Raw genomic sequence first — 12713 nt, 5'->3', positions numbered from 1 at the left:
GTACTTGCATTTTGAAATAACTTTTTATCTTAGCTCTTGCAAAATGCAACAACTATTGTAAAATTCCTAATCCTTAAAATCTGAAAAAAATGGAAACTTCAGCATCCACAAAAAAATTGCTGGAAACCTACTATAAAGGTTTCGCCCAAAAGGAAGGCTGGGAATCAGTTATAGCCGATGATTTCAGCTATACAGGCGGTGATATTTCAAAAACAACGCCATTGATAGGAAAGGCTGCTTATATAGAGGTGATCAAAAGGTTTTCCCGTGTGTTTCAATCCATGCGGGTAAAACAAATGATTGTGGATGGTGAAAATGCAAGTGTTATAGGGAATTACGATTTTAAATTCCCCAATGGTGAAACCGTTAACGGAGATGTATCGGAGATATGGAAAGCAAAGAATGGCAAACTGAAGGCACTCACCATTTTCTTTGACACCCTTACTTTTGACAGGAACACACCTAAATAATGGCTTATAGTGAAAAGCTGGCTGACAGGCTCAGGCAGGCATTGGCGGGCATTCCCAAAGTGGAAGAGAAAAAGATGTTTGGCGGCCTGGCCTTTATGGTAAATGGTAAAATGTGCCTCACAGCGGGTGCTGACAGGATCATGTGCCGTATTGATCCCAACTTGCAGATAGAAGGCTGCACCACAGTGATTATGGGAGGAAGGCAATACAAAGGTTATGTGCATGTAAATGAAAACAACCTTAAGACAAAGGCTGCCCTTGATCAATGGGTAGCCCTTGCGCTTGACTTCAATAAAAAAGCCTTGAAATGATCAAGGCTTTACAAATAATTTACGCTGTTTTAGCCAGTTTCGCCATCAGCCAGCTCTCCTTCAACGGTACCAGCCAATGATCTTCCAGCTCCTGCTTCGTTAACACAGTATTATTGAGATAAAGCGTATCTGTGGTAATAAACCCTTTCTCCAGCGCATAACCCACCTGGTTCAAGGGCAGTAACTGCAGTTTATCCTTCACCAGGAAACCCAGCAGCAGGCGGTCAAAAAGGTTCACGGAATATTGTCTTTCCATGCTTTTAATGATCCGCACGGAACTGTCTGTACTGCATCCGCTCACTTCGGAAGTGGTTTCATCTGCCATCAGCACTATCACCTGGTCAAATAACAGGCGGCCCCAGCCTTTTACGGGTACTCCGTGGGAATTCCATTGCACTGCAAACTGGTGCAGCTGTTCTTCTATCTCTTCGGCCTCTCTTTCTGAAAACGGGCGGTTACTTTGGTATATCCAAACCCTGGAAGCAGGGGCGAAGTCGTTCGGTAAAATATGTTTGATATCGGTGTTCATGGTACAAAGTTAAGATTATTGCATGTTTTGTGCGATCATTTCCGCAATATCCAGCACTTTTACTTCCTCTTCTTTGCCTGCTTCTTTGACCCCGTCAGTTAACATCGTCATGCAAAAAGGGCAGTTGGAAGCGATCACGGATGCACCGGTAGATACAGCTTCATGGCCTCTTTCAAAGTTGATCCGGGTAGTTCCCTTTTCCTCTTCCTTGAACATTTGGGCGCCTCCGGCGCCACAGCAAAGCCCCTTGCTTCTGCACCTTTTCATTTCCACCAATTCTGCATCGAGGGTTTCTAAAACTTGTCTTGGTGCTTCGTAGATCCCATTTGCCCTTCCCAGGTAGCAGGAATCATGATAAGTGATCTTTTTGCCCTTAAAAGTGCCGCCTTCTTTCATTTTGATGCGGCCGCCGTCTATCAGCTGTTGTAAATAGGTGGCATGATGGATCACCTCGTAGCTGCCTCCCAGTTGTGGATATTCATTTTTGAAGGTATTGAAGCAGTGAGGGCAGGCGGTGACGATGGTTTTTACACCATAGTTGTTCAGCACCTGGATATTGTTGTAGGCCATCATCTGGAAGAGGAATTCGTTCCCGGCCCGCCTGGCGGGGTCGCCGGTGCAGGCTTCTTCCTTGCCCAAGATGGCGAACTGTATCCCTGTTTTGGTGAGGATCTCTGCAAATGCCCGGGTGATCTTCTGGGCCCGCTGGTCAAAACTACCGGCACATCCCACCCAAAAAAGTACTTCAGGCGTTTCTCCATTGGCAAAATATTCGGCCATTGTTTTTATCTGCATTTCTTTCTTTTTTGCTTGGGTGTATGATTATTGTATCCAGGCGTCACGGTCATCCGGACTGAATTTCCAGGGCGCCATATTATTCTCGATATTGGAAAACATCATATTCCACTCCTGTGGTGCGCTGGATTCTTCCATTACCAGGTGCCTGCGCATCTGCAGGATGATGTGAAGGGGATTAATGCTCACGGGGCATTCTTCCACGCAGGCATTGCAACTGGTGCAGGCGCGTAATTCTTCTTCTGTTATATAATCACGTAACAGGGTTTTGCCCTCAATTGCACCCCTGCCTACTTCTTCCGCCCTGTCCCGCGTTTTCATCATGATCAGGCGGGGAGAGAGCGCTTTGCCAGTTTGTGTGGCAGGGCAGGCTGCGGAGCAACGGCCGCATTCTGTGCAGGCATATGCATCCAGCAGGTTCTTCCAGGTAAGGTCCTGTATATCTTTTGCGCCGAATTTGGGCACTGTTTCTGAAGGCGTAGTGGGTGCCAGTTCAGGTTGCATGGCGTAAAGGACCTCCTGTTGTATCTCCGGCATATTTTCCATCTTTCCTTTGGGCCGCAGGTCCGCATAATAAGCATTCGGGAAGGCCAGGATGATATGGAGGTGTTTAGAGAAGGGCAGGTAATTCAAAAAGGCCAGTACGCCCAGGATGTGCAGCCACCAGGCACCTCTTTCTATCGCTATCAGCGCACCGTCTGATAAGCCGGAAAGGAGAGGGGTAAACTGACTGGTAACCCAGAACGGCTGTGTTTGTATATAATGTTCAGCACCCCGGCTTTGCAATACCAGGTCGGCCGTGTTCATCGTGAGGAACAATACCATCAGCACGATCTCTGTGATAAGGATATAGTTGGCATCAGAGCGGGGCCAGCCATTGAGGTCTTTACTGATGAAACGTTTTAGTTTGATGATATTCCGGCGTACCAGGAAGATGGCGCAGGAAACGGCTACCAGCACCGCCAGTATCTCAAAACAGCCGATCAGTATCCCGTACAGAGATCCAAGAACGGGCGCGAATATACGATGTGTACCGGCCAGCCCGTCTATTATGATCTCCAGGATCTCAATATTAATGATCAGGAAACCTGCATACACAAAAAAGTGCAATACCGCCACCAGGGGGTTGCGGAACATCTTTTTCTGTCCGAAGGCCAGTAAAAAAAGATTTTTCCAGCGGGCTGCAGGCTGGTCGTTAAGTGCTACATCTCTTCCCAGCAGGATGTTACGCCTGATACCCAATGCTCTGCGGGAGAACAAATAGGTGGCTACGCTCAATGCGATGAGAAAGAGGACCTGGTAAACAATTTGCATATCCTTGATTTGACCGGTTGTTATCGCAATTTATGTATTTTTACGGCTGCACAAACCCACTATATGGAAAATAAGAACGTAATCCTGACGCAGGAAGTTATTGAAAAGAAAATAGAACGGATCGCGTATGAAATATATGAGCATAATTATGACGAGCCTTCCCTGATCCTTGCGGGTATCTGGGACCGTGGTACTATTCTCACCAATAAGATTGCGGCGCACCTGAAAGCGATCGCCCCCTTTAAGATAGAAGTGGTGGAGATTAAGCTGGACAAGCAACATCCGGCAGAAGTGACGCTCTCTCATGAACTGGATTTTACGGATAAAGTGATTGTGCTGATAGATGATGTGGCTAATTCCGGTAAAACCATGTTGTATGCATTGAAACCTTTTCTGCAATTCTTTCCTAAGAAGATACAAACGGCTGTACTGGTAGACCGCCGCCATAAATCTTTTCCGCTGTCTGTGGATTTTGTGGGTTACAGCCTGTCCACTACTTTACAGGACATGGTAATGGTGGATGTGGAAGGAGAAGCGATCCACTCTGCCTACCTCGTTTAAAAATACAAAGCATGCATTTTTAACTTCCCTGCGCCATTGATCTCCAATGCCGGTGCCGGTATTTTTACCATATTCAATACCTGGAACAATATCTTCAGCCCCTTTCGCCTGGTGGGTATCTTTGTGAGATCAATATCGGGAGAAAGATAGAACTGCCGTGTACGGCGGATATGCGTGTAATCATACGTTACGCCCTGATCATCCGTCCAGTCGTTTCTTTTAGCGTCATACAGGCCTTCCGCACCATAACCTACGGCAATGTTCAGCCATTTTGGAAAATTACTTTCTTTGGCAAAAGACCATGGATTTACGGATAACCAATAGGTTTGTGCGTTATAATCCTTTAAAGTGCGTTCTGTATAACGTTCCCCGAACTGGTTTACGGCGCGGGCTTTTAACACCGGATCACGGTAGTGAATGGGGAAAGAAGAGAATTTTAATTGAAAGCGGGGTTCATTCCATATCAGTTCCTGGCTGATCATAGCCGCTGAACCTATGGCATTGGCGCCCATATCGCTCCAGGAGAATCCCCAGTGTGTGGAGTGTGCATCCAGTAACTCTATTACAGATTGATAGGCAAAGCCACTTAATCCTCCGATCCAGATCTGCTGCTTGCGGGGTAAGCCACTCCATCTCCATAACTCACGGCTGTATTTTGAAAACAGGTAAGTAGTATATACATGTCCGAACTTATCCATCTGCAGCCATTCGCCGGCATCGTTGATGGTATGGAAATCACGTTTGGCATAATCCTTATACCAGTATTGATTCAATACCAGTAAAGATCCGCCGTATGCCATGGCACTGCCTACTCCCAGTGCCCAGACCCTGCCTTTGATGACAGAGTCCGGGTTCTGGAAGAATGTATGGTTTTGTGAAGAAACTTTAAGAGAGATAAAAAGAAGGATAGCCAACAGGCCAACACAACGGCCAATGTTCTGCAACAGGATATGCGTTCTTTTTAAGGCATGACCCCTCATCCAAGCTTCATGTCGTGAATAATGTTGGTTACTTTACTGTCCAGGATCTGTTCTACTCTCTCCAGGTCTGCCACGCTTTCCAGGTTTTCATGCACGCTGAAGTAGAATTTGATCTTGGGTTCCGTGCCGGAAGGGCGGGCGGATATACGGCTGCCGTCTGCCAGGAGGAATTGTAATACATTGGATCTGGGCAGATCCAGCGGTGTTTTTTCTCCTGAGCTCAGGTTTGTTACATGCTGTAATTGGTAGTCGAACAATTTCACTACAGGCTGGCCGTTGATGATAACAGGCGGATTGTTGCGGTAGGCAGTCATCATTTCTGCGATCTCTTCTGCACCTTTCATACCTTTCTTTGTGATGGAAATGAGGGACTCTTTGTAGAAACCGTAGCGAATATAAATATCGATCAGTTGTTCAAAGAGGCTTCTGCCTTCGTTCTTTGCATAGGCTGCCATTTCGCAGATCATGGCAACGGAAGCGATGGCATCTTTATCCCGTACATTATCACCGATCATATAACCATAAGATTCTTCTCCGCCGCAAATGAAGTTTTCTTTTCCTTCTTTCTGATGGATAAGGTCTGCGATCCATTTGAAACCGGTGAGGGTGTTGTAGCACCTTATCTCATTGCTGGCTGCAAATACATCTATCAGGTCTGATGTTACGATGGTTTTGCAGATGTAATCATTCGGCTGTGTTAAACCTTTACGTTTGCGGCCTTCTACGATGTAGTTGAAGAGCAGTACGGCGGTTTGGTTACCATTCAGTAAGATCCATTTGCCGGTATGGTCTTTAACGGCAATCCCTACACGATCAGAATCAGGGTCTGTTCCCAGGAGTATGTCTGCGTTCAGTGCAGCGGCTTTTTTGAGGCCGATGCTCATAGCTTCTGATTCCTCGGGGTTAGGATATACTACAGTAGGGAAGTTACCATCCGGTTTGGATTGCTCTTCCACCACATGTACATTGGTGAAACCGAAACGTTGCAGCACCTCGGGTACCAGGGTAATGCCCGTACCATGGATAGGTGTATACACTATCCTGAGATCGTGTTGTGCTGCGATCACTTCTGGATATACGCTGAGGCCTTTCAGCATTTGCATGTAGGCTTCGTCTATTTCTTTTCCGATAGGATGGATGTTCTCAGACCAGCCTGTCCACTTCACATCGCCGATGCTGGCGATCTTATCCACTTCCGTGATCACGTTTTTGTCGTGCGGTGGTACAAGTTGTGCACCATCATCCCAGTAAGCTTTATACCCGTTGTATTCCCGGGGATTATGGGAAGCAGTGAGCACTACGCCTGCCTGGCATTTGAGATGGCGGATGGCGAAGGACAGTTCCGGTGTGGGGCGGAGGGCTTCAAAGAGATATACTTTGATGCCGTTGGCGGCCATTACATTGGCCGTCACTTCAGCAAAGAAGCGGCTGTTATTGCGGCTGTCATGTGCAATTGCCATCTTAATCTCTCCCGTGAAGGAGTTTTTCAGATAATTGGCAAAACCCTGGGTGGCCATACCTACGGTATATTTATTCATCCGGTTGGTACCTACGCCCATAATGCCACGGAGGCCGCCAGTGCCGAATTCGAGGTTTCGATAAAATGCATCGGTGAGTTCGTCCGGGTTTTCTTTTTGGAGTTGGAGGATGGTGGCTACTGTTTCTTCATCGAAACCGCCATTGAGCCATTGCTCTACTTTGCTTAAAATGTTTGCGTCCATGATTCAATTTACTGTTTACAAGCCACTAATGATCAATTGCTGATGTAAAATAATGAGAAATTTAAATATCCCCGAAATGTTTGGCCATATAGGCAATGGCCTCTTCCTGTGTTTTAACGGCAAAATCCTTGTAACGTTCATGTACATCCGCTATTTCATCCAGCGCAGCCTTTACCAGTTCCGTGTTCTCCCAGGTCTTAAGGTCTGCGGTTACGGTTTCAAGGCAGCCTTTCTTATAGGCTATCTGCCCCAGCACGTGTACCAGGGTATTCCTGACGCGGGCTGTTTTGTCGAACTGCAGGGTTTTGAGAAGGGGGAGGATGTCCTGCGGGTGTGTACGCCCTCTTAGCTCAATGCCGTGGCATATTTCCCGGCGGATCTCTTTATCCGGATGTTGCAGGTATCCTTTTGCCCATGCTAATACCGGCACCGGGTTCTTTTCCCCCATCTTCTTTACAGACCCGATCACTGCATTACGCACGCTATGGTGAGCATCTGTGAGGCCCTGGTCCATGTAGGCGCGAACAGCACTAAAATCATGCCGTCCTATCTCTCCGGCGGCATTAATGGCTGTTTGCCTCACTTTGGCTTCCGGGTGCTGTACAAGGGTTGTAATGGCCTGCAATACGGCCGCAGGTTGGGCGGGGTATATTTTACCTAATGCCTGGTAGGCATTTTTGCGGATATAAGTATCCTCGTCTGCCGCGTATAATAACAGCGATTGTAATTGGCTGGTTTGCACTGCCTTTTCTATTACGGCTTCCATTTGCCGGACCAATGCGGACCTTTCTTCTTTGGACAGATCGTAAAACGCCATCTATCAAACTGTTTTGCAATGATCGAAAAACTTCTATTTTTGCGCCCATGAGGCGGTACGAAGATAATTATAAGCAAAAAGGATTACGCAAACAATTGGTAGACAATATCAGGCAGAAAGGAATTACGGACGAAAACGTATTGGCGGCCATTAACAACATCCCACGGCATTACTTCCTGGATACAGCTTTTGAGGGAATTGCCTATGAAGACAGGGCTTTTCCCATCGGAGAAGGGCAAACCATTTCACAGCCCTATACTGTAGCGTATCAAACCCAGTTGTTAGACGTTAAACCATTTGAAAAGGTGCTGGAGATAGGCACCGGCAGCGCTTACCAGGCATGTGTACTGGGAGAGCTGAAAGTAAACCTGTACACTATCGAAAGACAAAAGAAACTGTTTGATCTTGTAAAAACATTTCCTTACAAATCAAAGTATCCTACCATCAAGTTCTTTTATGGGGACGGTTATGAGGGATTACCCACCTATGCACCTTTCGATAAGATATTGGTGACAGCGGCAGCGCCTGCTATTCCGGAGAAGTTGTTGAAACAGTTAAAAGTGGGAGGGAAGATGGTGATCCCTGTGGGCGCGCAGGACATACAAAGGATGCTGCGCATCACCAAAACCGGAGAAGATGAATTCCAGGAAGAAGTATTTGATGATTTTTCTTTTGTTCCCATGCTCAGCGGTAAAAAAGGCTAAACATAAAAAAAGGGCTGTCTTAATGGAGACAGCCCTTTTTCTTTTTAGAAAGCTTTTAACCTGAACCCGGTACTTAATAATGCAGAGCCGGGTAATGGCTGAAAGTAATTATTTACATCCACACCCGCTGCTGCGATAGTGGGAAATTTAGTGTTGATGCTTGTGCCTGTTCCTTCCGTTACCTGCCCGCCATTTTCAGTATAGATATAAGCGCGGTCATCCACCACACCGCCGCCTGTGCGGGGTTGAATGAATGCGTTGGCGCTGATGAGCTGTCTGGCTTTCTGACCCAGGAGCCCGTTGATGCGCAATGCCACACCAAAAGGACGTGCTACGGTATTGTTGGTGAACTTAATCACGGCATCATCTGTTCCACGGAAAGTAACGCCATCGTTTGCCGTGTTATCGCGGAAAAGATTATTGGTGATGGTATGCTGTGCGCCGGTTTCTCCTGATCCAAAGAACTGGCAAAGATCGCCCCAGCCATCATGTATCACATTGTCGTGCACATTAGAGGCAGTCACCCTTCCGCCGATCAACAACCCGCCGCTGTGAGATGGATTGTGCTGCAGGCCCCAGTTGGTAACATCGTTGTTGGATACTTCCAGCTGATCGATCGCTGCGGTTTGTATACCATCCGCGCCAATGTCTTTCACTTTATTGTTATAGATCTTCACCTTACGCCATTTGATGGGTTGCACCAGGTCTCCGCCTGGTACCTGGCCGGGAGCCAGTTCGTAAACGGACTGATTGGTGCTCAGGTTCCAGTAAGTGGCAGTATGGCCGATGTACATCGCTTCGTTGTAAGTACCGGTAACAGACACATCATGGATGGAGAGGTTTTCCATATAGCTATTCGGATAATGTGTGCTGGCATCATTTTTCACAGGATCTGTTTTTGCCCATATACCAGTACCTCCGTTGATAATGGTGATGAAACCAATATCAAAATTATCGGAATGCGCACTTAAGGAAAGATTGAAGTAGGCGTTGCGGCTGGCTTTGGTAGAACCGTTGATAACAAATTCAGCAGCGGTTGAACCTCCCACTTTTATGTGGTGAGAATTCACAAAGCTCAGGGCAGTGGACCAGGAACCGCCATCCCAGGCGGGGTTTCCTATTTTAACCACTGTGCCAGGTGCATTGCGCACTACAATTGGTTTACTGGCACTTCCACTCAGATTGTAGAAGATAACAGCATAGAAGGTTCCTTTCAGGTTAAGGATATCTCCAGGTTGATAAAGGCCATCCTTATTATCTATTACCAGTCTGCCTTCTTTATCAGGTACAAGGGTGTACTGTTTGGCGTTTGGATCTACGGGCGGTGCGGGATTTTCCGGGGTACCTGTTTCATCTCTTACTTCTTCAATAGAACTCGTTTTGCTACAATTGGAAAATGTCAGTATGAGTGTAAGTGCTAAAAGCAACATGCTCGGTAAATTAATACAGTCTTTTTTCATGGTTTTTCAAAATAGTTATGCGTCAAAAAATAAAGGTGCTGGATCGGCACTAAATAAAAACTATCCGGATATGGTAATTAAAAATCGATTAGTGCAAATATCAAAAAAAAACGAATAGATAACTGCAACAAAACGGGCGTTAACAACGAAATATTATGAGGGCATTCAGGCGCTTTCCAGTTATGCAACTTAGCTGTCAAAAGCATGACATTGTTTCCCGGGATATTTTACCTAATAGATATCATAGTGAATTGATATACATATATCTAAATCTATATATTTATATGATGAAAATTATTCATCTGCAAATATTTTATATATGTAATTTTTTTTGTCAATCTACCGCAGGGAGAGGTGGTGACTACCGGGTCCTGCTTCATAGATCAGCATACCTTTTTCTTTCTTTATGAACCGTAATGCATTGTTTCCCATTACCTTTCCTTTTCCGATAGCAGGCAAACAGATAGTTGCGGAGGTGTTAGGGGGAATTTGTACGGTAAGGTCAAAAGTGCTGTCACTTTTATGCCATTCGCTTTTAATGAGGCCATATGGGGAATGATAACCTGCCTTGGCAAAGGTGATATCGCCAACCGGTTGCGGGCGTATCAGGATCTTTTTGAATGCAATGCTGCCTGGTTCCTGGCCTATTCCCGCAAGGCCGCTGTAGAACCATTCCATCAGGTGCCCGAGCATCAGGTGGTTGTTGGAAACAAAACGGTATGCCTGCCAGGATTCTGTAAGCGCAGTAGCTCCATTTGCTAATTGAAATCCATAACCGGGCACATCCTTGCGGTTATTCATGGTGTAGATCAGATCTGAGCGGTTGGCGTTGTTCAGCAAACGCAGCAGGTAACCGAATCCTATTTCACCGGTGGTTAAACTGTTATCTCTTTTAACGATATCATCGATGATATGCTGCAGTACGGTTTCTTTCTGCGCAGATGGTACAAGGTCCATATACAGTGCCATGGCATTGGATGTTTGACTGCCGGTGGCATACTGCCCTGTGGTTTTATCCAGCCAGGTATCATTAAAATACTTTTTAACGGAGGCACTGATCTGTTCATACTTCACTACATCCTGTTGTTTACCTAATACTTTAGCCGTGGCTATCATCACCTGCAGGTCGTGATAATAGGTGGCGAATGCGGTCAATGCAATGGGAGTGTTCTGTGATTCGCCCACACCTTTAGGCCCGATGTCGAACCAATCACCGAGGCCGCGTTTCAGGGAATCTTTCGCTGCATTTTTCCCCAGGAATTCCAGGTAGCGTACCATCATGCTGTAATTCTCTTCCAGTGCCCGTTTATCTCCATACCAGCGATACATGTCCCACGGCACTAATACGGAAGCGCTGCCCCATTCAGCAGAATTACGGAAGCCGCCATGGAATTCTACATATTCCGGAGCAATGTCCGGCACAAGGCCATCTGCGGTTTGCGCACCGCGCATATCATTTGTTATCTTATTCAGTAATGCAGGTACCTGGTAATTATACCGGATAGAATTTCCCATCAGGTGTACTTCTTCCAGCCAGCCGAGTTTTTCGCGGTGCGGGCAATCTGTTAATACACTGGCCAGGTTGCTGCGGATAGCCCAGTCTATGAGATGATGGATATTATTGAACAGTTCACTGGAGCAACTGAAATATCCTGCGGAAGCTGCTGCATGGCGGGTGTGCAAACCATCTGCTGCCAGCAGCACCGGCAATTGTGATGGATTGTTTTCATTGGCAGGAACAGCACCTTCTATCTGCAGGTAACGGTATCCGTAATAAGTGAATTGTGGTTGCCAGGTTTCTGCTTCCGTTCCTTTGATGATATAGGTGTAATACATGGGGCCACCGGAAGCCTGCTGGGTAACCTTTCCGCTATCGTCCAGCAATTCGCCGGGTATGATCTTTACCTGATCTCCGCTTTTGCCTTTCACTTTAATGCGTGGAATACCGGATGCATTTTGTGCTACATCATAGATCCATATATTGGCTGTGGGATGTGTGATCTTTTTAGTGGGGAGGATGTCTGTTACTTTCAGCGGGTCCATGGTTTGGCTGGCCAGGTGCGGGGAGCCACTCACCGGCACTGCAGCCTTCCAGTCACTGTCATTGTATCCGGGAAGGTTCCATCCTTGTTTTTCAAGGCGTGCATCATAACTTTCACCACCATAAATGCTGGAATAGGTGATGGGTCCCGGTGTTGCTTTCCAGTCGGTTCCGCTGACAATATTTTCTGTGCTGCCATCTTCATATTGCAGCAACATTCTGCAGATCATTTTTGGATAGCCGTAGGAGCCGGTGAGCTTGCGGTATCTTTCTCTTGGTATATGATAGAAGCCATTGCCCAGCATAATGCCTAAAGCGTTCTTTCCCTGTTTGAGCTGAGCAGTCAGATCGAAGGTGATGTACAATGCTTCTTTACTATATTGCGTCCAGCCCGGATCAAGGAAATGGTCGCCTACCTTTTCACCGTTCAGGCTCATATCAAAGTGCCCCAGCCCTGAAATGAACATGGTGGCACGTTTAAGTGGTTTTGAAATATTGAATTCTTTGCGGAGAAGTGGAAGTATACTTTTCCCTGGTCCCCATTCCTTTTTGCCTGCACCATGTGCCGCCGGTATGATCAGGGAGGTGTCCGGCATGGATTCATAACCTATCCAGCGCGCCTGCAGCCAGTCTGCCTGGTTAATGAGCCCCATCTGCCAGGAAGCGGTATTGCTCCAGCCGGCAGCGATTCCCTGCGCATCCCATGTTTTTACTTTCCAGTAATATACTTTTGCGGGGTCCAGCTTTTTGCCTTTGTATACGATCTGAATAGTTGCATTGCTTTGTACTTTACCGGAATTCCAGATGTTACCTTCCCGTACAGCAGGGTCGTCTGATACAAACACCTGGTAAGCCTGCTGTGTTGGTGAATTAAGTTCCCAGGATAAACGTGGGGCAGCGGAGGTAATGCCTAAGGGGTCCTTACGGTATTCGCATTGCAGGTTTGTAGCCTGACCAAATAAATGGCAGGCCTGGAACATGCCCAGGACTGCCAGAAAATATTTCATCAT

Annotated in this window: 12 protein-coding genes; 4 read left to right on the top strand and 8 right to left on the bottom strand. The window is 46.7% G+C overall.

The window, feature by feature from the left end; all coding sequences use genetic code 11:
• Positions 1-89: 89 nt before the first annotated feature.
• Positions 90-470, top strand: a complete 381-nt coding sequence (locus AAHN97_RS14560; protein WP_343302764.1) for a nuclear transport factor 2 family protein — start codon at positions 90-92, stop codon at positions 468-470.
• Positions 470-781: a TfoX/Sxy family protein gene (locus tag AAHN97_RS14555; RefSeq protein ID WP_343302763.1), complete on the top strand. Its 312-nt coding sequence runs from the start codon at positions 470-472 to the stop codon at positions 779-781. Before AAHN97_RS14560 ends, AAHN97_RS14555 begins: the two co-directional genes overlap by 1 nt.
• A gap of 19 nt (positions 782-800) precedes the next feature.
• On the opposite strand, the gene AAHN97_RS14550 is transcribed toward AAHN97_RS14555, so the two are convergent.
• Genes AAHN97_RS14550 through AAHN97_RS14540 form a run of 3 tightly spaced genes read right to left on the bottom strand, consistent with a single transcriptional unit; the run spans position 801 to position 3419 of the window.
• Positions 801-1310 (bottom strand): hypothetical protein, encoded by a 510-nt coding sequence (locus AAHN97_RS14550; protein ID WP_343302762.1) that lies wholly within the window; start codon positions 1308-1310, stop codon positions 801-803.
• A 15-nt stretch (positions 1311-1325) separates the two neighbouring features.
• Positions 1326-2105 (bottom strand): (Fe-S)-binding protein, encoded by a 780-nt coding sequence (locus AAHN97_RS14545; RefSeq protein WP_343302761.1) that lies wholly within the window; start codon positions 2103-2105, stop codon positions 1326-1328.
• A 27-nt stretch (positions 2106-2132) separates the two neighbouring features.
• Positions 2133-3419 (bottom strand): (Fe-S)-binding protein, encoded by a 1287-nt coding sequence (locus AAHN97_RS14540; protein WP_343302760.1) that lies wholly within the window; start codon positions 3417-3419, stop codon positions 2133-2135.
• 63 nt (positions 3420-3482) lie between these two features.
• On the opposite strand from AAHN97_RS14540, the gene AAHN97_RS14535 reads away from it, so the two are divergent.
• Positions 3483-3980, top strand: a complete 498-nt coding sequence (locus AAHN97_RS14535; RefSeq protein WP_343302759.1) for a phosphoribosyltransferase family protein — start codon at positions 3483-3485, stop codon at positions 3978-3980.
• On the opposite strand, the gene AAHN97_RS14530 is transcribed toward AAHN97_RS14535, so the two are convergent.
• The 3 genes from AAHN97_RS14530 to AAHN97_RS14520 form a co-directional block, all read right to left on the bottom strand.
• Positions 3977-4960 carry a DUF2279 domain-containing protein gene (locus AAHN97_RS14530; protein WP_343302758.1) on the bottom strand — a complete coding sequence of 328 codons (984 nt, stop codon included), beginning with the start codon at positions 4958-4960 and terminating at the stop codon, positions 3977-3979. The genes AAHN97_RS14535 and AAHN97_RS14530 overlap by 4 nt on opposite strands.
• Entirely contained in the window at positions 4957-6681 is a 1725-nt protein-coding gene (locus tag AAHN97_RS14525; RefSeq protein ID WP_343302757.1) for a phospho-sugar mutase, read from the bottom strand. Before AAHN97_RS14525 ends, AAHN97_RS14530 begins: the two co-directional genes overlap by 4 nt.
• Before the next feature lie 61 nt (positions 6682-6742).
• The gene (locus AAHN97_RS14520; protein ID WP_343302756.1) at positions 6743-7498 is read right to left on the bottom strand and encodes a HEAT repeat domain-containing protein; all 756 of its coding nucleotides are present in this window, start codon (positions 7496-7498) and stop codon (positions 6743-6745) included.
• Positions 7499-7545: 47 nt separating this feature from the next.
• Between AAHN97_RS14520 and AAHN97_RS14515 the strand changes: the two genes are divergently transcribed.
• Positions 7546-8202, top strand: a complete 657-nt coding sequence (locus tag AAHN97_RS14515) for a protein-L-isoaspartate(D-aspartate) O-methyltransferase (protein ID WP_343302755.1) — start codon at positions 7546-7548, stop codon at positions 8200-8202.
• A 44-nt stretch (positions 8203-8246) separates the two neighbouring features.
• Here AAHN97_RS14515 and AAHN97_RS14510 read toward each other — a convergent pair whose 3' ends face one another.
• Together AAHN97_RS14510 and AAHN97_RS14505 are read right to left on the bottom strand one after the other, a co-directional pair.
• Positions 8247-9632, bottom strand: coding sequence for a right-handed parallel beta-helix repeat-containing protein (locus AAHN97_RS14510; RefSeq protein WP_343302754.1), 1386 nt, complete (start codon positions 9630-9632; stop codon positions 8247-8249).
• 369 nt (positions 9633-10001) lie between these two features.
• Positions 10002-12713 carry a family 78 glycoside hydrolase catalytic domain gene (locus AAHN97_RS14505; RefSeq protein ID WP_343302753.1) on the bottom strand — a complete coding sequence of 904 codons (2712 nt, stop codon included), beginning with the start codon at positions 12711-12713 and terminating at the stop codon, positions 10002-10004.

It is taken from the genome of Chitinophaga niabensis, from assembly GCF_039545795.1.
Classification (GTDB): Bacteria; Bacteroidota; Bacteroidia; order Chitinophagales; family Chitinophagaceae; genus Chitinophaga; species Chitinophaga niabensis_B.
The sequence above is the reverse complement of the archived record's forward strand: the minus strand, read 5'-3'. Positions and strand labels throughout refer to the sequence as shown.

Excerpts from the sequence above, each read along its gene's own strand:
- AAHN97_RS14560 (WP_343302764.1), top strand. The coding sequence starts at position 90 with ATGGAAACTTCAGCATCCACAAAAAAATTGCTGGAAACCTACTATAAA.
- AAHN97_RS14555 (WP_343302763.1), top strand. The coding sequence starts at position 470 with ATGGCTTATAGTGAAAAGCTGGCTGACAGGCTCAGGCAGGCATTGGCG.
- AAHN97_RS14550 (WP_343302762.1), bottom strand. The coding sequence starts at position 1,310 with ATGAACACCGATATCAAACATATTTTACCGAACGACTTCGCCCCTGCT.
- AAHN97_RS14545 (WP_343302761.1), bottom strand. The coding sequence starts at position 2,105 with ATGCAGATAAAAACAATGGCCGAATATTTTGCCAATGGAGAAACGCCT.
- AAHN97_RS14540 (WP_343302760.1), bottom strand. The coding sequence starts at position 3,419 with ATGCAAATTGTTTACCAGGTCCTCTTTCTCATCGCATTGAGCGTAGCC.
- AAHN97_RS14535 (WP_343302759.1), top strand. The coding sequence starts at position 3,483 with ATGGAAAATAAGAACGTAATCCTGACGCAGGAAGTTATTGAAAAGAAA.
- AAHN97_RS14530 (WP_343302758.1), bottom strand. The coding sequence starts at position 4,960 with ATGAGGGGTCATGCCTTAAAAAGAACGCATATCCTGTTGCAGAACATT.
- AAHN97_RS14525 (WP_343302757.1), bottom strand. The coding sequence starts at position 6,681 with ATGGACGCAAACATTTTAAGCAAAGTAGAGCAATGGCTCAATGGCGGT.
- AAHN97_RS14520 (WP_343302756.1), bottom strand. The coding sequence starts at position 7,498 with ATGGCGTTTTACGATCTGTCCAAAGAAGAAAGGTCCGCATTGGTCCGG.
- AAHN97_RS14515 (WP_343302755.1), top strand. The coding sequence starts at position 7,546 with ATGAGGCGGTACGAAGATAATTATAAGCAAAAAGGATTACGCAAACAA.
- AAHN97_RS14510 (WP_343302754.1), bottom strand. The coding sequence starts at position 9,632 with ATGTTGCTTTTAGCACTTACACTCATACTGACATTTTCCAATTGTAGC.
- AAHN97_RS14505 (WP_343302753.1), bottom strand. The coding sequence starts at position 12,713 with ATGATGAAATATTTTCTGGCAGTCCTGGGCATGTTCCAGGCCTGCCAT.